The sequence below is a fragment of the Microvirgula curvata genome (assembly GCF_054781615.1).
Genome location: NZ_BAAGUB010000004.1, coordinates 184,459 through 208,353, shown reverse-complemented (window position 1 = coordinate 208,353; position 23,895 = coordinate 184,459). Strand labels below are relative to the sequence as shown.

General features: G+C 66.3%; 23 protein-coding genes. 14 read left to right on the top strand and 9 right to left on the bottom strand.

Annotated features, from left to right (window positions below; all coding sequences use genetic code 11):
• Positions 1–4: 4 nt before the first annotated feature.
• The 3 genes from ACYVG8_RS03100 (at position 5) to ACYVG8_RS03090 (ending at position 4,378) form a co-directional block, all read left to right on the top strand.
• Positions 5–652, top strand: a complete 648-nt coding sequence (locus ACYVG8_RS03100; protein ID WP_028499305.1) for an ABC transporter permease — start codon at positions 5–7, stop codon at positions 650–652.
• On the top strand, positions 652–1,800 hold the full coding sequence (locus ACYVG8_RS03095) for an osmoprotectant ABC transporter ATP-binding protein OsmV (protein WP_460745007.1): 1,149 nt from the start codon (positions 652–654) through the stop codon (positions 1,798–1,800). Before ACYVG8_RS03100 ends, ACYVG8_RS03095 begins: the two co-directional genes overlap by 1 nt.
• A gap of 433 nt (positions 1,801–2,233) precedes the next feature.
• Positions 2,234–4,378 (top strand): TonB-dependent receptor domain-containing protein, encoded by a 2,145-nt coding sequence (locus ACYVG8_RS03090; RefSeq protein WP_460745006.1) that lies wholly within the window; start codon positions 2,234–2,236, stop codon positions 4,376–4,378.
• Here the strand turns inward: ACYVG8_RS03090 and ACYVG8_RS03085 are convergent.
• The 3 genes from ACYVG8_RS03085 to metX form a co-directional block, all read right to left on the bottom strand.
• Positions 4,362–5,630 carry an AmpG family muropeptide MFS transporter gene (locus tag ACYVG8_RS03085; RefSeq protein WP_028499306.1) on the bottom strand — a complete coding sequence of 423 codons (1,269 nt, stop codon included), beginning with the start codon at positions 5,628–5,630 and terminating at the stop codon, positions 4,362–4,364. The genes ACYVG8_RS03090 and ACYVG8_RS03085 overlap by 17 nt on opposite strands.
• 97 nt (positions 5,631–5,727) lie before the next feature.
• Positions 5,728–6,315, bottom strand: a complete 588-nt coding sequence (gene metW / locus ACYVG8_RS03080) for a methionine biosynthesis protein MetW (protein WP_028499307.1) — start codon at positions 6,313–6,315, stop codon at positions 5,728–5,730.
• Positions 6,312–7,454 (bottom strand): homoserine O-succinyltransferase MetX, encoded by a 1,143-nt coding sequence (metX, locus tag ACYVG8_RS03075; RefSeq protein ID WP_028499308.1) that lies wholly within the window; start codon positions 7,452–7,454, stop codon positions 6,312–6,314. The genes metW and metX overlap by 4 nt, the downstream gene beginning before the upstream one ends.
• Before the next feature lie 132 nt (positions 7,455–7,586).
• Here metX and ACYVG8_RS03070 point away from each other — a divergent pair, with 132 nt between their 5' ends.
• Together ACYVG8_RS03070 and mnmL are read left to right on the top strand one after the other, a co-directional pair.
• Positions 7,587–7,763, top strand: a complete 177-nt coding sequence (locus ACYVG8_RS03070) for a protein MIGRI (RefSeq protein ID WP_169735646.1) — start codon at positions 7,587–7,589, stop codon at positions 7,761–7,763.
• Between the two features lie 57 nt (positions 7,764–7,820).
• Positions 7,821–8,753 carry a tRNA modification radical SAM protein MnmL/YtqA gene (mnmL, locus tag ACYVG8_RS03065; RefSeq protein WP_028499309.1) on the top strand — a complete coding sequence of 311 codons (933 nt, stop codon included), beginning with the start codon at positions 7,821–7,823 and terminating at the stop codon, positions 8,751–8,753.
• Here the strand turns inward: mnmL and ACYVG8_RS03060 are convergent.
• The 3 genes from ACYVG8_RS03060 to ACYVG8_RS03050 are packed head-to-tail and all read right to left on the bottom strand — an operon-like array spanning position 8,732 to position 11,792.
• Positions 8,732–9,433: an NleE/OspZ family T3SS effector cysteine methyltransferase gene (locus tag ACYVG8_RS03060; protein WP_460745005.1), complete on the bottom strand. Its 702-nt coding sequence runs from the start codon at positions 9,431–9,433 to the stop codon at positions 8,732–8,734. The two genes, mnmL and ACYVG8_RS03060, sit on opposite strands and share 22 nt — an antisense overlap.
• Before the next feature lie 60 nt (positions 9,434–9,493).
• Positions 9,494–10,633, bottom strand: a complete 1,140-nt coding sequence (locus ACYVG8_RS03055; RefSeq protein WP_028499310.1) for a methyltransferase — start codon at positions 10,631–10,633, stop codon at positions 9,494–9,496.
• Positions 10,634–10,682: 49 nt separating this feature from the next.
• On the bottom strand, positions 10,683–11,792 hold the full coding sequence (locus tag ACYVG8_RS03050; RefSeq protein ID WP_107889167.1) for a VIT1/CCC1 transporter family protein: 1,110 nt from the start codon (positions 11,790–11,792) through the stop codon (positions 10,683–10,685).
• A 141-nt stretch (positions 11,793–11,933) separates the two neighbouring features.
• Here ACYVG8_RS03050 and ACYVG8_RS03045 point away from each other — a divergent pair, with 141 nt between their 5' ends.
• From ACYVG8_RS03045 to ACYVG8_RS03005, 9 genes are all read left to right on the top strand, one after another.
• Positions 11,934–12,599, top strand: a complete 666-nt coding sequence (locus ACYVG8_RS03045; RefSeq protein ID WP_051528862.1) for a MarC family NAAT transporter — start codon at positions 11,934–11,936, stop codon at positions 12,597–12,599.
• Between the two features lie 88 nt (positions 12,600–12,687).
• The gene (msrP, locus tag ACYVG8_RS03040; RefSeq protein ID WP_460745004.1) at positions 12,688–13,623 is read left to right on the top strand and encodes a protein-methionine-sulfoxide reductase catalytic subunit MsrP; all 936 of its coding nucleotides are present in this window, start codon (positions 12,688–12,690) and stop codon (positions 13,621–13,623) included.
• Positions 13,623–14,240 carry a protein-methionine-sulfoxide reductase heme-binding subunit MsrQ gene (locus tag ACYVG8_RS03035; protein WP_460745003.1) on the top strand — a complete coding sequence of 206 codons (618 nt, stop codon included), beginning with the start codon at positions 13,623–13,625 and terminating at the stop codon, positions 14,238–14,240. Before msrP ends, ACYVG8_RS03035 begins: the two co-directional genes overlap by 1 nt.
• 183 nt (positions 14,241–14,423) lie before the next feature.
• Positions 14,424–14,627 carry a hypothetical protein gene (locus ACYVG8_RS03030; protein WP_028499315.1) on the top strand — a complete coding sequence of 68 codons (204 nt, stop codon included), beginning with the start codon at positions 14,424–14,426 and terminating at the stop codon, positions 14,625–14,627.
• 84 nt (positions 14,628–14,711) lie between these two features.
• A complete protein-coding gene (locus tag ACYVG8_RS03025) occupies positions 14,712–15,404 on the top strand; it encodes a peptidoglycan DD-metalloendopeptidase family protein (RefSeq protein WP_028499316.1) in 693 nt (230 codons plus the stop codon).
• 56 nt (positions 15,405–15,460) lie between these two features.
• Positions 15,461–16,102 (top strand): paraquat-inducible protein A, encoded by a 642-nt coding sequence (locus ACYVG8_RS03020; RefSeq protein WP_051528864.1) that lies wholly within the window; start codon positions 15,461–15,463, stop codon positions 16,100–16,102.
• The gene (locus ACYVG8_RS03015; RefSeq protein WP_036385979.1) at positions 16,099–16,761 is read left to right on the top strand and encodes a paraquat-inducible protein A; all 663 of its coding nucleotides are present in this window, start codon (positions 16,099–16,101) and stop codon (positions 16,759–16,761) included. Before ACYVG8_RS03020 ends, ACYVG8_RS03015 begins: the two co-directional genes overlap by 4 nt.
• Entirely contained in the window at positions 16,745–18,241 is a 1,497-nt protein-coding gene (locus tag ACYVG8_RS03010) for a PqiB family protein (RefSeq protein WP_460745002.1), read from the top strand. The genes ACYVG8_RS03015 and ACYVG8_RS03010 overlap by 17 nt, the downstream gene beginning before the upstream one ends.
• A gap of 146 nt (positions 18,242–18,387) precedes the next feature.
• Positions 18,388–18,939, top strand: a complete 552-nt coding sequence (locus ACYVG8_RS03005; protein ID WP_460745001.1) for a PqiC family protein — start codon at positions 18,388–18,390, stop codon at positions 18,937–18,939.
• A 65-nt stretch (positions 18,940–19,004) separates the two neighbouring features.
• Here ACYVG8_RS03005 and ACYVG8_RS03000 read toward each other — a convergent pair whose 3' ends face one another.
• From ACYVG8_RS03000 to fdnG, 3 genes are read right to left on the bottom strand one after another with little or no spacing between them, the layout of a single operon-like run.
• On the bottom strand, positions 19,005–19,631 hold the full coding sequence (locus tag ACYVG8_RS03000; protein WP_028499320.1) for a formate dehydrogenase subunit gamma: 627 nt from the start codon (positions 19,629–19,631) through the stop codon (positions 19,005–19,007).
• The gene (gene fdxH, locus ACYVG8_RS02995) at positions 19,628–20,503 is read right to left on the bottom strand and encodes a formate dehydrogenase subunit beta (protein ID WP_460745000.1); all 876 of its coding nucleotides are present in this window, start codon (positions 20,501–20,503) and stop codon (positions 19,628–19,630) included. Before fdxH ends, ACYVG8_RS03000 begins: the two co-directional genes overlap by 4 nt.
• A 12-nt stretch (positions 20,504–20,515) precedes the next feature.
• Positions 20,516–23,569 carry a formate dehydrogenase-N subunit alpha gene (gene fdnG / locus ACYVG8_RS02990; protein ID WP_460744999.1) on the bottom strand — a complete coding sequence of 1,018 codons (3,054 nt, stop codon included), beginning with the start codon at positions 23,567–23,569 and terminating at the stop codon, positions 20,516–20,518.
• Positions 23,570–23,895: the final 326 nt, after the last annotated feature.

Below are 23,895 nucleotides of genomic sequence, written 5' to 3'. Positions count from 1 at the left end.
CGACATGGAAACCTGGCAATACCTGATCCACAACACCGGCTATCTGCTCGGCCTGACGCGCGAACACCTGCAGCTGGTCGGCCTGGCCGTCGGGCTGGCGGTACTGCTCGGCGTGCCGCTGGGGGTGCTGATCGTTCGCTTCCGTTCGCTGGCGTCGCTGGTGCTGGGGCTGGCGACCGTGGTGCTGACCATCCCCGCCATTGCGCTGTTCGGACTGATGATCCCGCTGTTCTCGCAGATCGGGCACGGCATCGGCGCGGTGCCGGCCGTGACCGCCGCCTTCCTGTATTCGCTGCTGCCGATCGTGCGCAATACCCATACCGCGCTGACCCAGGTCGATCCGGGAATACGCGAGGCCGGGCGCGGCATCGGTCTGACCTTCTGGCAACGGCTGAAATGGGTCGAGCTGCCACTGGCGGTGCCGGTGATTTTCGGCGGCATCCGCACTGCCGTGGTGCTGAATATCGGCGTGATGGCGATTGCCGCCATCGTTGGCGCCGGCGGCCTCGGCACGCTGATCCTGCACGGCATCAGCCAGAGTGACATTCGCAAACTGATCGCCGGTGCCGTGATGGTGAGCCTGCTGGCCGTCGTCATGGACTGGGCGTTGCTGAAACTGCAGCGCGTACTGACCCCGAAAGGAATTCGCTGATGATTGAACTCAGAAACCTGTGCAAGCAATTCGTCCAGAAGAACGGCCAGGCATTCAATGCCGTCGACAATGTCAGTCTCAGCGTGCCGGAAGGCGAAATTTGCGTGTTCCTCGGCCCGTCCGGCTGCGGCAAGACCACGACCATGAAGCTGATCAACCGGCTGATCGAGCCGACCTCGGGTTCGGTGCTGATCAACGGCGAGGACACTGCCGGCATCGATACCGTTGCGCTGCGGCGCAAGATCGGCTACGTGATCCAGCAGATCGGCCTGTTTCCGAACATGACCATCGAGGAAAACATCACCGTGGTGCCGCGCATGCTCGGCTGGGACAAGCGCCGCTGCCGCGAACGCGCCCGCGAACTGATGCACATGGTGGCGCTGGACCCGGATCGCTTCCTGCAGCGCTACCCGCGTGAAATGTCGGGTGGTCAGCAGCAGCGCATCGGCGTGATCCGCGCGCTCGCGGCCGATGCCCCGGTCCTGCTGATGGACGAGCCGTTCGGTGCGGTCGACCCGATCAACCGCGAACAGATCCAGAACGAATTCCTGCAGATGCAGCGCCAGCTCGGCAAGACCGTGCTGCTGGTCAGCCATGACGTCGACGAGGCAATCAAGCTCGGCGACCGCATTGCCGTGTTCCGTCAGGGGCGCATTGTCCAGTGCGCCGGCGCCGACGAGATCCTGGCCAAACCGGCCGACGACTTCGTGGCCTCCTTTGTTGGCCAGGACCGCACGCTGAAGCGGCTGTTGCTGGTGCAGGCCGGCGATGTGGCCGACATGCAGGAAACCCAGACCGCCAGCCTGGATACGCCGCTGGGCACGGCGTTCGGCATCATGGACGACAACGACCTGCGCTACCTGACCGTGGTCGACGGGGCCGGCAAGCCGCTCGGTTTCGTCAAGCGCCGCGAGGCGCGCGGCGCGGACGGCGTCTGCGCCGACCGGCTGACCCCGATTACCGTCACCTCGGGGGCGGACGAAAACCTGCGCGTCGTGCTGTCGCGGCTGTACGAGCACAACCTGACCTGGATGCCGGTGGTCGACGCCGATGGCCGCTACAGCGGCGAGGTGTCGCAGGACTATATTGCCAGCTATCTGACCTCGGGCCGGGTTGCCGGACATGCGTCGGCGCGCATGGCGCGCTGATGCGGCATTGACCATCAGCCGCTTCCTGGCAGGAGGCGGTTCAGATTGCTCATACAGGTGGGCACTGACGTTCACCGTGGCGTCGGTGCACGCCCGACTGACAGAAACTGTCGTGAGCACGGCAGTCTGCCTGATTGAATCCGGCCTCTTCCGTCCCCGCCGCCGCGGGGAAACCTCGCTTCGCTCGTCCGTTCTTCGTGGACGGGGTTTACGGACTGTCTGAACCGCTTCCTGCCAGGAAGCGGTTTTTTGTTGTCAGCGGTCCACTTCTCGGATTCCTCTGATTCCGTTGTTTCCTCCCGTGCGGATCATGGCGGAATGCGCTTCCCTGCCCGTTTCTCCGTGCCCCTCTCTCCGTCGCCCTGCTGTTCTGGCGCGACGGAGGGGAAGGGCCCCGTGCGTCGCGCCAGAACAGCAGACGGAGAGCACGGGTATGGAGTGGCATCGTTGGGCAAGGGTAGCGGGCCTGCTGGCCCTGTTGCCGGCAGGGACGGCGCGGGCCGAGCCGGCCGTGGTACTGGAACCGGTCGTTGTCAGTCCGGCCGGAGCGGGTGTCCGGAGCGGGCAGGCGTCCGCCAGTCTGTCGGTCATTGACGGAGACACGCTGGTACGGCGGCGTTTCCACAATCTCGGCGACGGGCTGAAAGAGGTCGAAGGCGTGGATGTCAGCCGGGGCGGCAAGGCCGGCGGGGCGAATATCCGCATCCGCGGCATGCCTGCCGACTACACGCTGATCCTGATCGACGGCAAGCGGCTGAATCAGAGCGCCAGTGTGCGCCCCAACGGTTTTGGTGATGTCGACAGTCACTTCATTCCGCCGGCGTCCGCCATCGAGCGGATCGAGGTCATGCGCGGCGCGATGGCGGTCCAGTACGGTGCCGATGCACTGGGCGGGGTGGTCAACATCATTACCCGCAAGACCGGAAGCCGCTGGGGCGGTTCGTTCCAGCTGGACGGGACCCTGTCGCTGAACCGTGCATTCGACGGAGACCAGGGCGGCACACTGCATGCGAGCGGACCGCTGAAGGCGGGCCTGCTCGGTCTGGCGGTGCGGGCCGGCGCCACGCACCGGGACGGCGCCGACATCCGTTATGCCGATCGCGACGGCCGGACCGTCACGCCGGGCTTCAACGGACTCGGTGCCGGGCGGAGCGACAACTTCGGGTTGCGGCTGACACTGACGCCGGACCCGGCACATGAACTGCTGCTCGATATCGACCGGGCGCGGCTCGCGTATTCGAACCGGCGCGGCGAGCTGGGCACGCTGAATGAGTCGGTACCGGCCCGCGCAGCCGGTGGCGGCTATGCGCCGGACATGGCATTCGACCGCGACCGTTATGCCTTGACCCACCTGGGGCGCTGGGGCGCAGTGCGCAGCGAAACCAGCCTGCTGCATGACCGGACCGCGACCCGGGGCCGGACCCGGCCGATGCGCTGGCCACGCCGGGCCGATGACGGGCTACCGCGGCGGCTCGAACACGGCAATCTGACGCTGGACAGCCGGCTGGTCGCCCCCTGGCCGGACGCGCCGCACCGGCTGACGGCCGGTGGCCAGTACTGGCAGCAGCGCCTGCACGACACGCTGGCCGACAACCCGCAGTCGTCGCTGACCCGGCGGCAGTGGGCCGTGTTTGCCGAGGACAAGTGGCGGCTCAGCGACCGGCTGGCGCTGACGCTGGGCCTGCGGCATGAACACATCCAGGCTGCCGGCGGGCAGTGGAGTCCGCGTGCGTCTCTGCGGTGGAACGCCGATGCACAGTGGACGGTCAGGGGCGGCATCAGCCGCGGGCACAAACCGCCACGGCTGAACCAGACCACGCCCGGCATCATCGGCCTCGGCCGCCAGGGCACGCTGCCGCTACTCGGCAATCCGCAGCTGAAGCCGGAAGCCGCCATCCTGTCCGAGCTCGGCGTGGGCTTCGACACGCTGCGCGGGCGGACGGCTTCGGCGACGCTGTTCCACACCCGCTTCGGCAACAAGATCGAGTCGGTGCGGCTGCCGAACTGCCGCGCAAAGGCGGGCCGGGTACCGGGTTGCGTCGATGTCGGGCCCTGGACCGATCGTCGGGGACGGCCGGTGACCGAGTTCAGTCAGTCGGCCAATATTGGCGCCGCACGCCTGTTCGGACTGGAGCTGGCCACGCGGCAGCCACTGGGCGCGGCCTGGCCGGCCACGCTGAATTACACCCTGACCGACAGCAGGCAGCTCACCGGCCGGGGCCGGGGCCACCCGTTCGGGGACCAGCCACGGCACATGGCCAATGCGCGGCTGGACTGGACGCATGGCGATGCGGCACGCCTGTGGCTGGGCGCCAGCTATCGCGCCGGCCAGTATCGCGGGCTGACGCCGGCGCGGCGCCCGGTCAGCTATGCACCGTATCTGCTGTTCGATCTGGGTGGCAGCCATGCCTTCGGCAAATCGGTCGCGCTGTCCGCGACGCTGTACAACCTGTTCGACAAGAACCTTGTCGACTACGGACCCAATCCGCTGTCGCCGGAGGCGGCGGCCTATGTCAACGCCTACCAGCGGATACAGGAGGGACGGCGGCTGTGGCTGTCGGCTACGCTGCGCTTCTGACCTTGTCGCGTTCTGGCGGGTTCCACGGTGCGATCCTGAACAGCAGCAGCATGCCGGGAACCGCCAGCGCCGTGCACAGCAGGAAGAACGGGGTCCAGCCGAGTGCCTCGACCAGATAACCGGTCGTCGAGTTGATCACCGCGCGCGGCACCGAGGCCAGGCTGGTGAACAGCGCAAACTGGGTTGCGGTATAGCGCGGGTCGGTGGTGCGGGCGATAAAGGCGATGAAGGCGGCCGAGCCGAGGCCGACGCCGAGCGCCTCGAAGCCGATGACGGCGGCCAGCACCATGCGGTCCGCCCCGGTCTGGTCCAGCCAGACAAAACCGAGAATGGACACCAGCTGGACCACGCCGAACAGCCACAGTGCGCGGTTGATGCCGAGCTTCAGCATCCAGATGCCGCCGAGCAGGGCGCCGATCACCGCCGGCCACAGCCCGGCGTGCTTGGCGATCAGGCCGATGTCCGACTTGCTGAAGCCGGTATCGAGGTAGAACGGCGTGGCCAGCGCGGTGGCCATGCTGTCGCCGAGCTTGTACAGGAAGATGAAGCCCAGAATCAGCAGCGCCTCGCGCCAGCCGGCCCGGGTGATGAATTCGCGGAACGGCTCGACCACTGCTTCTTCCAGCGTTTTCGGCGCGGCGCGCATCAGTTTCGGCTCGCTGATGGCCAGTGTCATCAGCAGGCCCGGCAGCATGAACAGGGCGGTGATGAAGAAGACCTCGCGCCATGGCAGGTGGTCGGCCAGGATCAGCGACAGCGAGCCGGGGATCAGGCTGGCCAGCCGGTAGGCATTGATGTGGATGGAGTTGCCGAGGCCGAGTTCGCGGTCATCGAGGATTTCGCGCCGGTAGGCATCGAGCACGATGTCCTGGCTGGCCGAGCTGAACGACACGCCGATGGCGAGCACGGCGATCAGCGCGATGTCGGCCTGCGGGTGAAACAGCCCGAGTGAGGCGATCAGCACGACCAGCACCAGTTGCGTGGCGCCGATCCAGCCGCGTCGCCGGCCAAGCAGCGGCAGCGAGAAACGGTCCATCAGCGGCGACCAGATGAATTTCCACGTATACGGCAGCTGGATCAGCGCGAACAGGCCGATGGCCTTCAGGTCGACGCCCTCGCTGCGCATCCAGGCCGGGACCAGGTTCAGCAGCACGTACAGCGGCAGGCCGGAGGCGAAGCCGGTGAATACGCAGATCAGCATCTTGCGGGTGAAAATGGCGCGGTACCAGGTCGGGGCTTCGGAGGGGGTCATCAGGCTGTCGCAAAAGCGCCGGCCGGCGCGCGGCCGGCCGGGATCGGGTCGGGAAAGACGCCATTGTGCCATGCTGCGGCGCCATGGCTGGCAGGGATCAGCTGCGGTCGCGCGCGATGCGGTAGAAGGCGAGGCTGCCGCGCAGGTTCGGCAGGAAGTGGATCTCCTTCTCGCCGTCCATGACCTTGCGTTCGGCGATGCGGATGCGGTTCTTTTCGCACAGTGCCTCAAAGTCGCCGAGCATGCACCAGTGGATGTTCGGCGTGTCGTACCACTGGTACGGAATGGTCTCGGACACCGGCATGTGGCCACGGAAAATCTGCCAGCGGTTCTGCCAGTAGCCGAAGTTCGGGAAGGTCACGATCGCCTCGTGAGCGACGCGCAGCATGTCGATCAGGATGGCTTCGGTGTTCTTCATGGCCTGGATGGTCTGCGACAGCACGATGGTGTCGAAGGCGTCGTCGCCGAACTCCATCAGCCCTTCCTCGAGGTCGGCCTGGATCACGTTGACGTCGTTGCCGACGCTGGCGATGACATTGTTGACGTCGAAGTCGACACCGTAGCCGGTGACGCGCTTCTGCTTCAGCGCCGCCAGCAGGGTGCCGTCGCCGCAGCCGAGGTCGAGCACGCGGCTGTCGGCGGGCACCCAGTCGTAGATCTGGCGCAGGTCGGGGCGGAGGTTCATGCGTTCACCTCGCGGGCAACGTTGTTCAGGTAGGTACGCATCAGTTCCACATACGGTGGATCGAGCATCAGGAAGGCATCGTGGCCGTGTGCCGATTCGATTTCGGCGTAGGCGACGCGCTTGCCGGCGGCAACCAGCGCCTTGACCGTCTCGTGGCTGCGTTCGGGGCTGAAGCGCCAGTCGGACGTGAATGCGGCGACCAGGAAGCGGGCGCGGGCCGGCTTCAGTGCGGCAACCAGGTCGCCCTGGTGGCTGGCAGCCGGATCGAAGTAGTCCAGTGCCTTGGTCATCAGCAGATAGGTGTTGGCGTCGAAGTAGTCGGAGAACTTGTCGCCCTGGTAGCGCAGATAGCTCTCGATCTCGAATTCGACATCGTAGCCATACTGGTATTCGCCGCTGCGCAGCATGCGGCCGAACTTGGCACCCATGCCGTCGTCGCTCAGATAGGTGATGTGGCCGAGCATGCGCGCCAGCCGCAGCCCGCGGCGCGGGACCACGCCATGGGCGTAGAAATCACCGCCGTGGAAATCCGGGTCGGTCAGGATCGCCTGGCGGGCAACGTCGTTGAACGCGATGTTCTGCGCGCTGAGCCGGGGCGCCGAGGCGATGACCAGTGCATGGGCGATGCGGTCCGGGTAGGCCAGCGACCACTGCAGCGCCTGCATGCCGCCGAGGCTGCCGCCGATCACTGCCGCCCAGCGCTCGATGCCGAGCCGGTCGGCCAGCCTGGCCTGGGTACACACCCAGTCCGGCACGGTCATCACCGGAAAGCGCGAGCCGAATGGCTGGCCGCTGGCCGGGTCGATGCTCGACGGTCCGGTCGAGCCGTGGCAGCCACCGAGGTTGTTGACGCCGACCACGAAGAAGCGGCGGGTATCGATCGGCTTGCCGGGCCCGACCATGTTGTCCCACCAGCCTGCCGCCTTGTCGTCCGGATGGTAGCGGCCGGCAACGTGGTGGTGCCCCGACAGCGCGTGGCAGATCAGGATGGCGTTGCTGTGGTCGGCGTTCAGTTCGCCGTAGGTCTCGAAACACAGGGTATAGCGGTCGAGCTGGCTGCCGGATGCGAGGGCAAGCGGGGTATCGAAGTGCGCAGTCTGCGCTTCGACCAGACCGACGGAGTCGGGTGCGGAGGTCATGGGGGTCAGGGCGGGGATGACAGTCGTGTACGATTATGCCACGCGAGGGCGGCGTGGCGACGACGGTCGCGCTTGCCCGGTGCCGGCCGCACGCCGACAATCGCCGCTCCTGTCGCCTGCCCGTGGAAACCGATGCTCGGCCGCCTGTTCAAGTTCTTCGTGTTCGCCTTTGTCCTGCTGGCGCTGTACCAGTGGCTGTTTTCGCGCGAACAGCGCAAGAGCTTCCGCGAATGGGCGGTGACGCTGGCGCAGGCGCTGGTCATCTCGTCCGGACTGATTGCCATCCTGTACTGGCTGGGCTGGCACTGACAGCATTGACGACGGGCAAGGGGACATCGGGCCGTCCCCGGTAGACTCTGTCCCCCTATGCAACTTGATCATCTCGTCCATACCCTCGGACACCATCTGAAACGCCGTTTCGGCGAGCGGGTGCACAAACTGGCGCTGAACGCCGACTTTACCTGCCCGAACCGCGACGGCACGCTCGGCCGCGGCGGCTGCACATTCTGCAATGTGCGTGCGTTCAGCCGTGCTGCCACCCTGCCGCTGGACCAGCAACTGGAACAGGGCAAGCTCGACGCCGACCGCGCGCGCAAATACCTCGCCTATTTCCAGGCCTATACCAATACCTATGCCGAAGTGTCGGTACTGCGCGAGATGTACGAAACCGCGCTGCGCTCGGCCGATGTGGTTGGCCTGTGCGTCGGCACCCGGCCCGACTGCGTACCGGACGCGGCACTCGACCTGCTGGCCGGCTATCGCGACCGCGGCGCCGAAGTGTGGCTGGAACTCGGTCTGCAGAGTGCATTCGACGCGACGCTGGAACGGGTCAACCGCGGGCATGGCTTTGCTGCCTACCGCGATGCGGTGACCCGGGCGCACGTGCGCGGCCTGCAGGTCTGCACCCATCTGATTGTCGGCCTGCCGGGTGAAACGGCGACCATGTGCCGGATCACGCTGGACCAGGTGCTGGATGCCGGCGTCGAGGGCATCAAGCTGCATCCGCTGCATATCGTGCGCGGCAGCCGCATGGCCGCACAGTTCCGTCGCGGCGAGCTGGCCCCGGTCGGTTTCGACGATTACGTGACCATTGCCGCCGACCTGATTCGCGCCACGCCGGCCGACGTGGTGTTCCACCGCGTGTCGGCAACGGCCAAACGCGACGTGCTGCTGGCACCGGACTGGTGTGCGGAACGCTGGCCGTCGATGCAGGCGATCGCCGACAACCTGGCACGCCACGGCGGGCAGGGCACGACACTGGGCCAGCCGTGGGCGCCTCAGCCGGTACCCGTGTCCTGAGGGGGCTGGCCCAGCGTGTCGAGGTGCTTCAGGTAGGCGTCGATTGACGCGTCGGTGTAGTGCAGGATCTCGCCCATGGCCCGGGCCACGACTTTCTCCGAGGCAATCGCCTTCTCTGCCGCGCTGCCGGTCATCGACCGCATGACTTCATGTTTCTGCCGGTACAGCTCGATAAAGCGCCGGGCAAAGCTTTCCCCCTGTTCGGCATCCCGCCGGTAGATGACCACGATCAGCAGGGTGTCGGTGCTCTCCCTGGGAAAAACGAAGGCACCGATCCGGTCGAGCGTCAGTATGGCGTGCAGGACCGGGGAGAACAGCGTGGGGACGGAGAACTGTCCCATCGGCCGCAGGCCGGCCAGCACCGTCTGCCAGCTGGTTTCGGCGCAGTTGGCTTCGCCGGGGTCCAGCCGCCGGAACTGGCAGTGGGGGGTGTACCAGCGCGCCATGTCCTGCTCGATACGCGGCCGCTGGTAGAAGTAAACCGGCAGCAATCGCGCTTCCAGCCGGGTATTGCCGGTAGCGAAGACCCTGTCGGGCACGGTCAGTGGCGCGGCCATGGCCGCGTCCCAGTTGGCCGGGTGGCAGGCGTGTCTGACCCGGTCCAGCAGTGGCAACGCATGCGGGTGATCGCGCCACCCGGTCAGGACGGTGGAATAGGGGGAGACATTGCCGGCATGCATCGGGGGCTCCCATGGCTTGGTGGCATGGCCCCCGATCTTTCCCGCGCGTGCCGCCGATGTCTAATCCGGCTGCGGCGGCTGTGGCGCCAGCCGCCACAGCGAGGTGATTTCCGCGGCGCGCGCAGCATGTAGCGGATCGTTGTCGTCACTGGCGCGCGGGTGGCGCGGACGGATGTCGTGCCGGTCGATCACTGTCAGTCCGGCCGCGTCGATCATCGCCAGCAGCGCCTCGCGCGTGCGCAGTCCTAGGTGTTCGGCCAGGTCGGACAGGATCAGCCAGCCTTCGCCGCCGGGCGTCAGATGGTCGGCCAGTCCGGCCAGGAAGGCGCGCAGCATGCGGCTGTCCGGGTCGTAGACCGCGTATTCGATCGGTGAACTCGGCCGCGCCGGCACCCAGGGCGGGTTGCACACCACCAGCGGTGCGCGACCCGGCGGGAACAGGTCGGCTTCGATCACCTCGACCTGGTGGTCGACGCCGAGCCGGGCGAGGTTGTCGCGGGCGCAGGCCAGCGCGCGCGGGTCCTGATCGGTGGCAATGATGCGCGCGACGCCGCGTTGCGCCAGTACGGCCGCGAGTACGCCGGTGCCGGTGCCGATGTCGAAGGCCAGCGAGGTGTCCGGCAGCGGTGTGCCGGCAACCAGATCGACATACTCGCCGCGCAGCGGCGAGAACACGCCGTAGTACGGATGGATGCGGGCACCGAGTACCGGAATTTCCACCCCTTTCTTGCGCCATTCATGGGCACCGACCATGCCCTGCAGCTCGCGCAGCGACATCACATAGGCGTCGTCGGCCGGCCCGCAGGCTTCCTGGCAGGCAGCGCGCACATCGGGCGCGCGGCGCAGCGGCAACTGGTGGCCGGCCTCGAACGGCAGCAGCAGCATGCCCAGCGTGCGGGCGCGCTGCGACTGGGCCTGCCGGTGCAGATGGAAGGCATCGGCGGCTGACGCGGCCGTCTTGCGCGGCTTGCGGTCGGCGCGGCGCGCCATGGCCTGCAGCAACTGGCGCGCGTTGTGGAAGTCGCCGCGCCACAGCAGCGCCGTACCTTCGCAGGCCAGGCGGTAGGCAAGGTCGGCCGGGGTCTGGTCGTCGACGACCTGCACGCGTTTCGGTGCCGGCGTCCCGCCTTCGGCGCGCCAGCGTGCGCTGTGTGCTTCGCCGTTCTCGGTCCAGTGGATCTGCGGGGGGTGTTCGGTCACGGTGTCGGGCTTTTCTGCAGGCAATCGGGCCGCTATTGTAAGGCAGGCATCAGCCGGACAGGGATGCGCCCAGCACATGGCCGACGCCATAGGTGATGGCGGCGGCCAGGCCGGCGATCACGGTCTGGCGCAGCGCGGAGAACAGCGCCGAGCGGCCGTTGAACAGCGAAGTCAGCGCGCCGACCGCAAACAGCGCCAGTGCGCTGAGCACGGCGCTGCCGATCAGGGCCACCATGCCGTCGAGCAGGGTGAACGGCAGGATCGGCATCAGCGCGCCGAGGGAGAACAGCGCCAGCGACAGACCGGCTGCGCGCCACGGCCGGCCGCCGAGTTCCTTCGGGTCGATGCCGAGTTCCTCGCGCGCCATGGCGTCCAGCGCCGTGTCCTTGTCCGCCATCAGCGTGCCGGCAATGCGCTCGGCCTCGTCCTTCGGCAGCCCCTTGGCGCGGTAGATCAGTGCCAGTTCGTGCCGTTCCGCTTCCGGCGTCTGTTCGATCTCGGCGGCTTCCTTGCCCAGTTGCGAGCTGGCCAGTTCGCGGGCATTGGTGACCGACAGCCATTCGCCCAGTGCCATCGACAGTGCGCCGGCGATCAGACCGGCGCAGCCGGTCAGCAGCACCGACGACGGGCTGGCCGAAGCGCCGGCCACCCCCATTACCAGGCAGAAGTTTGATACCAGACCATCGTTGACGCCGAGTACGGCCGCCCGCAGGTCATTGCCGGAGGCCAGCCCGCGGTGCCACGGCTCGGCGCCGGCAATGGCCGGCCCGCCGTCGGCCACGGCCTGAATGACGGCGGCGTGGCCGCGCTCTTCCGATGACAGCGCGGCGGCATCCGGCTGGCCTGCGTACTTGTTGCGGTCGGCGTACTCGGCGGCGGCGATGCTGGAGATGACGAAGGCCGGTCCGAACCAGTGGATCAGCCGCCGCATCAGCCGGGTCCTGAAGTCCTGGCGATGCGGGCGCGGCGTCAGGCCGGCGCCTTCCAGCCGCCGGCGCCAGACCTCGGCATGGCGCCGCTCGGCCTGGGCCAGCTGGGCGAAGATGTCCTTCCGCCCCGGGTCGCGTTCGGCCGCGGCCAGGGCGTCGTACATGGCGGCACTGTTGAGCTCGTCGTGCCAGTTGTCGAGCAGGCGCCGATGTTGGGAATCCGGTTTCATGAGTCTTGATTTGAGTGGGCAATATCGTGGCCGATACCCCGTAGAGTAGGGGGAAATGGCGGCGGATGGCATCCCGGAGGAAAACCGATTTCCCCTCCGGGCGTTAGCCGCTATCCTGCCTGCTCGCTGTGGAGCTTTTCGATGCTGCTGTCCTCGTTGTCTGCCTTTGTTTTTGCCACGGTGATCGGCCTGCTGCCGATTATCAACCCGCTGTCGACCACGGCGCTGCTGCTGGCCATCACCCACGACCTGACACCGGCCGAGCGCAAGCGGCAGGTGACGCTGGCGTGCGCCTATCAGGTCGGCATCCTGACCACTTTCCTGCTCGCCGGCGAGCTGATCATGACTACCTTCGGCATCTCCATTCCCGGGCTGCAGATCGCCGGGGGACTGGTGGTCAGCTTTATCGGTTTCCGCATGCTGTTTCCCGACGAGCAGCCGCTGCCGCGCAAGGTGCACGAGGAAGCGCGCGCCAAGCCGGATGTCGCCTTCACCCCGCTGGCCATGCCGATGCTGGCCGGCCCCGGTTCGATCGCGGTGGTGATCGGCATGTCGTCGTCGATTCGCGACCTGTCGCGCGGCGCGATGTGGATGGGCTTCGTGTCGGTCATCATCGGCATCCTGATCACGTCGGTGGTGTGCTGGCTGACGCTGCGCAGCGCCGGCTGGGTACAGCGTACGCTGGGCACCGGCGGCGTCAGCGCAGTCGGACGGATCATGGGGTTTCTGCTGATCTGCCTCGGCGTGCAGTTCATCATCAATGGCATCAGCAGTGTGGTTCACGGCTTCTCGACAACGCTGATCTGAGCCTTCTGCGGGCGGGCGTGAACGATGGTTGCCGCAGAAGGTCCACGACAGGGTATTGTCCGTTTTCGTCCCGGTGCCGGAGGTTGCCATGTCACTGATCCGTATCGATGATCCATCCGTGCCGCCCGCGTCGGAGATCACGCCGCAGGCGTGCTATCTCGATCGCCGTCGCCTGATGGCGACCGGGCTGGCGGCATCCGCCGGCCTGCTGTGGCCGGGGCTGGCTGCGGCAGCGCCCCTGTCCGGTACGCCGGGCCGCTATTCGACCAGCGAGGCGAAAACCCCGCTCGACGACGTGACCCACTACAACAACTTCTACGAGTTCGGCGCCGACAAGGGTGACCCGGCCCGCAACGCCGGTCACTTCAAGCCCCGGCCATGGGCGGTCGAGGTCGGCGGCTTCGTCGACCGGCCGCGCACCTTCTCGCTCGACGAGATCCTGAAGCTGGCGCCGCTGGAGGAACGCATCTACCGGCTGCGCTGTGTCGAAGGCTGGTCGATGGTGATTCCGTGGCTGGGCTTTCCGCTGTCGGCGCTGCTGAAGCAGGTCGGGCCGCAGTCGCGCGGCAAGTTCGTCGAGTTCGTCACCGTGTCGCGTCCGGCCGAGATGCCGGGGCAGCGGATGCCGCTGCTCGACTGGCCATACCGGGAAGGCTTGCGTATCGACGAGGCCATGCACCCGCTGGCCATCCTTGCCGTCGGCCTGTACGGCGAGACGCTGCCAAACCAGAACGGCGCACCGGTACGGCTGGTGGTGCCGTGGAAATACGGCTTCAAGAGCATCAAGTCCATCGTGAAGATCAATCTGGTCGAGCGTTCGCCGCAGACCAGCTGGATGAAGTCCGCGCCGGACGAATACGGCTTTTTCTCCAATGTGAACCCGGACGTCGATCACCCGCGCTGGAGCCAGGCAACCGAACGGCGCATCGGCGAGCTGTTCAAGCGCAAGACGCTGCCGTTCAACGGCTATGGCGAGCAGGTGGCCGGGCTGTATCGCGGGCTCGACCCGCGCAAATGGTTCTGATGCGCCGCCACTGGCCGCCTGCGCCCGCCCGGCTCAAGGCGCTGCTGTTCGCGCTGTGCCTGCTGCCGCTGGCCTCCATCGTCTGGCGGCTGCTGCTCGGCCACCAGACCAACCCGGTCGAGTTCCTCACCCGGGAAACCGGCTGGTGGACGCTGACCATGCTGATGATCACCCTGGCGGTAACGCCGCTGCGCCGGCTGAGCGGCTGGAACGCGGTGATCCGGTTGCGGCGCATGCTGGGGCTGTTCGCCTTTTTCTATGTGTCGCTGCATTTCCTGACCTATCTGTGGCTGGACCAGATGTTCGACCCGTTCACCATCGTCCATGACGTGGTCAAGCGGCCGTTCATTACGGTCGGCTTCGCCGCCTTCGCCATGCTGGTGCCGCTGGCGCTGACTTCGACCGATGGCTGGATGCGCCGGCTCCGGCGGCGCTGGGGGCAATTGCACCGCCTGGTCTACCCGATCGCCATCGCCGGGGTTGTGCACTTCTGGTGGCTGGTCAAGGCGGACATTCGCGAACCGGCGCTGTTCGCCATGGTGCTCGACGTGCTGCTGGGGACCCGCCTGTTCTGGCGCTGGCGGCAGGGGCGGTCCGCCGTCGCGGGGCACGGGTAGCCGCGGCGAAACCACCCGGTCGCCAGGCACGCGCACCGGGTCGGCCGGCGCGGGGCCGGATCAAGAAAGTCACAGATCGTCATGGACTTGCGGTTGCGGCGATGCAACAGCCATGCTATTAAAGTCGTCGCTGTACAGCCGCCGCATCTGAACGAAATTGTTGCCTTTTACAAGGAAACGTTCATGAACCGAAGCACCGGTTATAGCTCGCTGAATACGGCCTCCCTCAAGGAAATCGAGCAGACCACGGGGTTCTCGCTCGGGCCGTGGCGCGAACGCTTCATGCATCGTCCGATTACCCGGACGGACCGCAAGCAGGCAGAGGCCCGCCGCTTTCACGAAGACCTGGACGCGCTGCTCGACGCCGTTTACGGCAAGCGCGATTAGCAACCGCCCTGCCGGACCCGCCACGGTCCGGCATCACACTGCACGCATCCGGCCATGGCGCCGGCTGATGTTAGAATCCGCCGCATGCGCTTTCTTTCCTCGGCCCTGCTCGCCTGCCTTCTTGCTGCCTGCGGCACAACCGGCTCCAGCCAGCCGGTCGCCGCCGGCTACTATCGGGTCAAATCCGGCGACACGCTGTACCGCATTGCCGTCAATCACGGCCGCAGTGTCGGTGAGCTGACCCGCTGGAATGGCCTGGGCGATGCCTCGCGCATCGAAACCGGGCAGGTGCTGCGGGTTTCGCCACCAACCGGCGCTTCCCGCCCGTCCGGCGGCACGGCATCGAAACCGTCGACGACAAAACCCGCACCGAAACCGTCAAGGATACCGCCGCCGGCCGAGCCCGCGCCGGCATCGGGCATCAGCCTGGCCTGGCCGGCCAAAGGGCAACTGGTCGGTCGTTTTGACGGCAGCAGCAACAAGGGCATCGACATCGCCGGTGCCGCCGGCGACCCGGTCTATGCGGCAGCGGCCGGCAAGGTGGTGTACGTCGGGCGTGGCATCCGCAGCTACGGCAATCTGCTGATCATCAAGCACAACAACGACTACATTTCCGCCTATGCGCACAACCAGACCCTGATCGCGCGGGAAGGGCAGTCGGTGCGCAAGGGGCAGAAGATCGCGACCATGGGCGATACCGCCAGCAACCGGGTCAAGCTGCATTTCGAGCTGCGCCTGCGCGGCAAGGCGGTGGACCCGCTGCCATACCTGGACTGACGCCGACGCCGGCGTGACGTATTCTTGAAGCTGTTTCTTCCTGCAGGAGAGAGGCGTTGCCTGATGCTCGCGTCGACCTGCCTTCCCTGAACGCCGGCGACAATATCGTCGCCTGCCACGAGTGCGACCTGGTACAGCGGCTGCACTATCCGCCGCGTTCGCGCGTGGTGCGCTGCGCCCGCTGCGGCGGCGTGCTGCTGCGGCATGACCCGAACGAGATCTCCCGCACTCTGGCGCTGGCGCTGGCATCGATGATCATGTTCATCGTGGCCAATGCCTTCCCGATCGTGGCCATCGACATGCAGGGCAATACCACGGCCAGCAGTCTGGCCAGCGCCGTTCGCCATCTGTGGCTGGACCGGATGTATCTGGTCGCCATCCTGGTGGCGGTCACCACCATCGTCGCCCCGGCCGGCATTCTCGGCATGCTGGTCTATGTCCTCGGTGCGGTCAGGCTTGGCCTGCGCCCACCGGCCGCACCGCAGGTGCTGCGCTGGCTGCACCTGTCGCGGCCATGGGGGATGATCGAGGTGTTCCTGCTCGGCGTGCTGGTCTCGGTGGTCAAGCTGACCCACTACGCCAGCGTGATGCCCGGCCTGTCGCTGTGGGCGCTGCTGCTGCTGATCCCGATGATGGCCGGCATGTCGGCGTCGTTTCATCCCGACGCGATCTGGCGCCGGCTGGGGAGCCTGCGGTGACGGTGTGGCGCACGGCGCGACAGCGCGGACTGGCCAGCTGCCATGCCTGCGGTTTGCTGTCACGGCTGCCGGCCGACGGACACGGCCATTGCCCGCGCTGCGATGCGATGCTGCACGTGCGCAAGCCGGCCAGCCTGGCACGCGCGTGGGCGCTGCTGCTGGCGGCAATGATCCTGTATATCCCGGCCAATGCGCTGCCGATCATGATTACCGGCTCCATCGTCGGCGTGCAGGCCGATACCATTCTCAGCGGCGTGGTCTACCTGTGGATCAGCGGCTCCTGGCCGCTGGCGCTGCTGGTGTTCTTCGCCAGCATCATGGTGCCACTGCTGAAAATGATTGCGCTGACGCTGCTGCTGATCACCACCCAGCGCCGCTCGACCTGGCTGCCGCAGCAGCGGCTGAAGCTGTACCGGCTGGTCGAGTTCGTCGGCCGCTGGTCGATGCTCGACATCTATGTCGTCGCCATTCTGGCCGCGCTGGTGCAGATCCAGTCGCTGGCTTCCATCAATCCCGGGCCGGGCGCCGTCGCTTTTGCGGCGGTGGTGGTGCTGACCATGCTCTCGGCCCTGAGCTTCGATCCCCGCCTGATCTGGGATCCGCTCGATGATCAACCGGATGTGGACCGTCCCGGAGAGCCGCATGTCGCAAAACCCTGAGCAGGACGCACTGGATGCGCTGCCCGTCGCCAGCGAGGACCCGCCGAAAAAGCGCTCGCTGCAGCTGGTATGGATCATTCCGCTGGTCGCCGCGCTGATCGGCGGCTGGCTGGCGGTCAAGTCGGTACTCGAGCGCGGACCGGTCATCACCATCACCCTGCTGTCCGCCGAAGGGCTGGAGGCCGGCAAGACCAAGATCAAGTACAAGGACGTCGATATCGGCGTGGTCAGCCATGTCGCGCTGTCACCCGACCGCAAGCATGTGGTCGCAACCGCGGACATGGCCAGGGACACTGGCTCCATGCTGCTGAAGGACACCCGCTTCTGGGTGGTCAAGCCGCGTATCGGCGTCGGTGGCGTGTCCGGGCTCGGTACCCTGCTGTCCGGCGCCTATATCGGCATGGATATCGGCAAGTCGACCGAGGAGCGGCGGAACTTCGCCGGACTGGATGTGCCGCCGGTAGTGACCGGCGAGCTGCCGGGTCGCCAGTTCACGCTGTACACCACCGATATCGGCTCGCTGGGGGTCGGTTCGCCGGTCTATTTCCGTCGCATCCAGGTCGGGCAGGTCACGGCATTCCAGCTCGATGCCGACGGGCGCAGCGTCACCCTGCGCGTGTTCATCAACAGCCCGTACGAGAAATACGTGACCAGCAGCAGCCGCTTCTGGCAGGCGAGCGGGCTGGATGTCAGCATCGATGCCAACGGTGTGAAACTGCAGACCGAATCGCTGGCAGCCATCCTGGCCGGCGGTATCGCCTTCCAGGACGCCAGCGACCTGCCGGCCGGTCAGCCGGCGAAGGAAAACACCTCGTTCCGGCTGGCGGCGGACAAGGTGCAGGCGATGAAGACGCCGGATACCGATACCCGCACCTTCCTGATGTATTTCACCGAGAGCCTGCGCGGGCTGTCGGTCGGTGCGCCGCTGGACTTCCGCGGCATCGTCATCGGTGAGGTCAAGTCGATCGATCTCGAATACGACCCGAAGGGCCGAAAACTGTTGTTCCCGGTCGAGGTGGCGATTTACCCGCACCGGTTGCAGGCGCGCTATCGCCGGCCGCAGGATCAAAAGCTGGCCGACTACTCCGAGGAACACCAGCGCAAGCTGCTGGATGCGATGGTCGAACACGGCTTCCGCGGCCAGTTGCGTACCGGCAACCTGCTGACCGGGCAGCTGTATATCGCGCTCGACTTCTTCCCGACCCTGCCGAAAACCACAATCGACTGGCGTCAGGAACCGCATGTGCTGCCGACCACGCCGGGCAGCTTTGGCGAATTGCAGAACTCGGCCGCCAGCATCCTGAAGAAGATCGACAAGATCCCGTTCGACGAGATCAGCCGCGAGTTGCGCGTCGCCATTCGCGACCTGAACCGCGCCATCAACAGCAGCGACAAGCTGATCCGCCGCCTCGACGGCGAGGTCGCGCCGGAAGCGGCGGCTACGCTGGCCCAGGCGCGGCGGACGCTGGACACTGCCTAGGGCACGCTGGCGCAGGACGCACCGCTGCAGCAGGACCTGCGCGGCACGCTGCGCGAGGTTGGCCGCGCGGCGGAATCGCTGCGCAACCTGACCGATTACCTCGAGCGCAACCCCGAAGCGCTGCTGCGCGGAAAGGAAAAAGACCAATGAGACGCTCCGTTGTTCCGATGATGCTGGTGGCGGCGCTGGCCGCCTGCGCCTCGCCGAGCCCCCGTTTCTACAGCCTGGCCGACAGCTCGCCGCCGGCCGGCGCCTCCGCGTCGGCGCAGGTGAAGCTCGCACTGGTCGCGGTGACCGTGCCGGACGCCGTCGACCGGCCGCAGCTCGTCGTGCGCCAGGACGGCGCGCTGCGGATCATGGAGCAGCGGCGCTGGCTGCAGCCGCTGCGCAGCGATATCGCCATGGCACTGGCGACGCGGCTGGGCATGGCCGTGGCGGGGCCGGGGCAGGCTGCAGGCCAGGAGGCGGTCTACCGGCTGACGGTGGATATCCAGCGTTTCGACTCGACGCTCGGGGGACCGGCGGCGCTGGAGGCGCTGTGGACCCTGACCCGTGCCGGGGGCGCGGCGGTCGACAGCGGCCGGGTCGCCCTGAGCGACCGTGCCGCCGACGGCAGTTATGACGCGCTGGTTGCGGCTCATGGCCGGATGCTGGCGGAACTGGCCACGCGCATCGCGGCAGCCGTACCGAAGTCCTGACAACGAGGGGTGAACACCATTGCGGGCGCCTTGTGGGCGCCCGCAATGGTGACCGGGGAGGCCGCCTACTTGCGCTGTCTGGCCTGCATTTCGCGGAACCATTTCGGATGGTGGCTGCGCGCCCAGCTGGCGGTAACCACGCCTTCGACCATGGCCCGGATCGTGCCCTTGACCCAGATTGCCGCATAGACGTGGATGATGATGCCGGCGATCAGGATCAGCGCCGACCAGGCATGGAACAGCAGGGCCAGGCGGATCAGCGGGATCGGGAACATCGGCGCGAAGTACGGTCGCCACATGATGAAGCCGGTGACCAGCATCACCAGCAGGCAGCCGGCCATCAGCCAGAACATGCCTTTCTGGCCGCCGTTGTACTTGCCGGTGTCGCCGACCTCGCCGCCCTTCAGCACCGTGCCGACCGCCATCATCCACTTGATGTCCTCGCGGTTGACCAGGTTGTGCTTCCAGTAGCGCAGGAACATGACCGAGAAGCCGGTGAACATCACCACGCCGACGAACGGGTGGATGATGCGCGCCAGTTGCGGCGTGCCGAACACGCCGGTCAGCCAGAAGAACGCCGGATAGAACAGCGCCAGACCGGACAGCGCCAGCAGCACGAAGCAGAAGGCGACAATCCAGTGGTTGATCCGCTCGATGGCGCGGTAACGGACAATGAGGTTTTCACGGCTCATTTCGGTTGCTCCTCGTCGTTGTCGTCATCGGTGCGGTTCGGGCCCACGGTGATGTAATGGAAGAAGCCGAACAGGCCGGCGGCGGCGATGCCGACGGTGGCCAGCGGCTTCAGCAGACCCTTCCACAGGCTGACCACCGGGCTGATGGCCGGATCTTTCGGCAGGCCGTGATACAGCTCCGGCCGGTCGGCGTGGTGCAGCACGTACATGACGTGGGTGCCGCCGACGCCTTGCGGATCGTACAGCCCGGCGTTGTCATAGCCGCGCGACTTCAGGTCCTCGACCCGTTCGCCGGCGAAGGTCTTCATGTCCTCCTTGCTGCCGAAGCGGATCGCGCCGGTCGGACAGGTCTTGACGCAGGCGGGTTCCTGGCCGACCGACACCCGGTCGGAACACAGCGTGCACTTGTACGCCTTGTTGTCGACCGGATTCAGACGCGGAATGTTGAACGGACAGCCGGAGATGCAGTAGCCGCAGCCGATGCAGTTCTCTTCCTGGAAGTCGACGATGCCGTTGCTGTACTGGATGATCGCGCCGGGCGACGGGCAGGCCTTCAGGCAGCCCGGTTCGCTGCAGTGCATGCAGCCGTCCTTGCGGATCAGCCATTCCAGCTTGCCGTTTTCCTCGACCTCGGCATAACGCATCACCGTCCACGACTGGGCGGTGAGGTCGGCCGGGTTGTCGTAGACGCCGACGTTGTGGCCGACTTCGTCGCGCAGGTCGTTCCACTCCGAACAGGCGACCTGACAGGCCTTGCAGCCGATACAGGCCGACACGTCGATCAGTTTGGCGACTTCCAGCGTGTGCCGGGCCTGTGGCGGGGCGGTCGGGCTCGCGGAGCGGCGGGTGATGTCAAGCGATTGCAGTGCCATGGTCCGCCCTCCTCAGGCTTTTTCCAGATTGACGAGGAATGATTTGTACTCCGGGGTCTGCGTGTTCACGTCACCAACGAACGGCGCCAGCGTATTGGTGATAAAGCCCTTTTGCGTGGCGCCCTCGAAGCCCCAGTGCAGCGGAATGCCGATCTGGTGCACGGTCTGGCCATTGACCTGCAGCGCCTTGATCCGCCTGGTCACCACCGCCTTGGCCTTGATAAAGCCGCGTTTGGAGCTGAGCTTGACCGTATCGCCCTGGCTGATGCCTTTTTCCTTTGCCAGCGCCTCGCCGATTTCGACAAACTGCGCCGGCTGCATGATGGCGTTCAGCCGCGAGTTCTTGGTCCAGAACAGGAAGTGCTCGGTCAGCCGATAGGTGGTGCCGACATACGGGAAGTCGGTGTGGACCCCCATCCGCGCCCGGTCGTCGGCAAACAGCCGGACCGCCGGGCTGGATACCACCTTCGGGTGCAGCGGGTTGGTGCCGATCGGCGATTCCATCGGCTCGTAGTGCTCGGGGAACGGGCCATCGGCCATCTTGTCGACCGCGAACAGCCGGCCGACGCCCTCGTTGTTCATGATGAACGGGCTCATGGCCGTATCCGGCGCCTCGTCGATCTTGAAGTCGGGCACGTCGGCGCCGACCCACTTCTCGCCATTCCACTTGATCAGCTGGCGTGCCGGGTCCCACGGCTTGCCGGCCGGGTCACAGGAGGCGCGGTTGTACAGGATGCGGCGGTTGGCTGGCCATGCCCATGCCCAGCCCGGCGTGTTGCCGAGGCCGGTATCGGCATTGTCGCGCCGTGCCATCTGGTTGCCGGCCTGGGTCCAGCTGCCGGCGAAGATCCAGCACGCGCACATCGTGCTGCCATCGTCCTGCAGCGCGGCGAAACCGGGTATCTGTTCGCCCTTTTTCGCCAGGAACTGGCCGGGGTTCTTCGGGTCCGGAATGTCGGCCAGTGCGCGGCCGTTCATTTCCTTCGCCAGTTCTTCCGGTGTCGGGTTCAGCGGGTCGCGGTACGGCCAGGCCAGATTGAGGATCGGCTCCGGCGCCTTGCCGCCGTCCTTGCGATACAGCTCGCGCAGGGCGACGAACAGCTCGGCCATGATTTCCTGGTCGGGGCGCGCTTCACCCGGCGGGTTGGCGCCCTTCCAGTGCCACTGCAGCCAGCGGCTTGAGTTGACGATGGCGCCGTCTTCCTCGGCAAAACAGGTCGACGGCAGGCGGAACACCTCGGTCCTGATGCTGGCGGTATCGACGTCGTTCTGCTCACCGTGGTTCTGCCAGAAGGCGGCGGTCTCGGTGGCCAGCGGGTCGATGGTGACCAGGAATTTCAGCTTCGACAGCGAGGCGACCGTCTTGTTCTTGTCCGGGAAAGCGGCAATCGGGTTGAAGCCCTGGCAGATATAGCCGTTCATCTTGCCCTGGTGCATCAGCTCCATCGCCTGCAGCACGTCGTAGGACTTGTCCCACTTCGGCAGCCAGTCGAAGCCCCAGTTGTTGGCGGCGGTAGCGTTGTCGCCCCAGAACCATTTCATCAGGCTGACGAAGAATTTCGGCGTATTGCCCCAGTAGTTCAGCTGCCCGGCCTGTACCGGCTTCGGCGTCGACTGGGAAATATAGGTTGCGTAGTCGGTCTGCTTGTCGGTCGGCAGCACCAGATAGCCGGGCAGGCTGGTCGACAGCAGACCGAGGTCGGACAGGCCCTGGATGTTCGAGTGGCCGCGCAGGGCGTTGACGCCGCCGCCGGGCATGCCGATATTGCCGAGCAGCAACTGGATCATCGCCATGGTGCGGATGTTCTGCGTGCCGGTGGTGTGCTGGGTCCAGCCGAGCGCGTACAGGATGGTGCCGACCCTGTCGCGCGCCGAGGTGGCGCCGAGCATCGCACACACCTGCAGGAAAGCGTCCTTCGGCGTGCCGGTGATATTGCTGACCACTTCCGGGGTGTAGCGGCTGTAGTGGGCCTTCATCAGGTTCCACACGCAGCGCGGGTCCTGCAGACTCGGGTCGCGGCGCGCCTGGCCGTTTTCGTCCAGCGCGTACTGCCAGCCGCTGCGGTCGTACTTGCCGTGCCCGGCATCGAAGCCGGAGAACAGGCCGTCATCGAAGCTGTAGCCGTCGCCGACGATCAGGCTGGCGTTGGTGTACGACTTCACGTACTCCCACTGGATCTTGTCGTTGGCGATCAGCCAGTTGATGACGCCGCCGAGGAAGGCGATGTCGGAACCGGCGCGGATCGGCACGTACAGGTCGGCGACGGCGGCGGTGCGGTTGAAGCGCGGATCGACCACCACCAGACGCGCGCCGCGCGTGCGCTTGGCCTCGATCGCCCACTTGAAGCCGACCGGGTGCGCTTCGGCGGCATTGCCGCCCATCACCAGGATGAAGTCGGCATTCCTGATGTCGACCCAGGTGTTGGTCATCCCGCCGCGGCCGAAGGTGGTCGCCAGCGCCGACACTGTCGGCGCGTGACAGACGCGGGCCTGGGCGTCGAGCGCCAGGATGCCGAGCGAGCGGGTGACTTTCTGGGTCAGGATGCCGGTTTCGTTGCTGGAGGCGGACGCGGCGAGGAAACCGGTAGTCAGCCAGCGGTTGACGGTCACGCCGTCGGCGTTCTTCTCGATGAAGTTCGCATCGCGGTCGGCCTTCATCAGCCCGGCGATGCGGGTGAGGGCATCGTGCCAGCTGATGCGCTGCCACTTGTCGCTGCCGGGGGCGCGGTATTCGGGGTATTTGAGCCGGTTGGCGCTATGGATGAAGTCCACCAGCCCGGCGCCTTTCGGGCACAGCGAGCCACGGCTGACCGGGTGATCCGGGTCGCCTTCGATATGGTAGATGGACGGAATCGCATTTTTGGCGCCATCGCCGAGGCTGTACATCAGCACGCCACAGCCGACCGAACAGTACGGACAGTTGTTGCGTGTCTCGGTGGCCCGCTGCAGCTTGTAGGCACGCACATCCGCCAGTGCCTGGCCGGGGGTGAAGCCGAGCGCCGCAATCGTGCTGCCGGCCATGCCGCCTGCGGTCAGTTTGAAAAACTGACGTCTGGTGACCTGCATGGTGTCTCTCCCAGTTGGTTTTTTTGATCGGCACCGGATGCCTGGACGACGCGCGCGTCGTGTGCCGGAGCGGTCCGCATGGCGCGGCCGTTCAGATCGGATAGACGGGGGAGGGGAAAGACGGGACAGCAAGGGCGGTACGGATGACCGCCGTCGTCGTGGAATACGACCATACGGGATGTCTGCGCATGCTTTCGAACCGGACCGGCTACGGAAATGCATCAGGCATGGATTTTAATCAGCCTGTCTGACTGCTGATAGTTGCCGGTGGCGGAATCCGGCTTCCGGCTGATGCGAATTTGATCTGGATCAAACAGTGATGATTT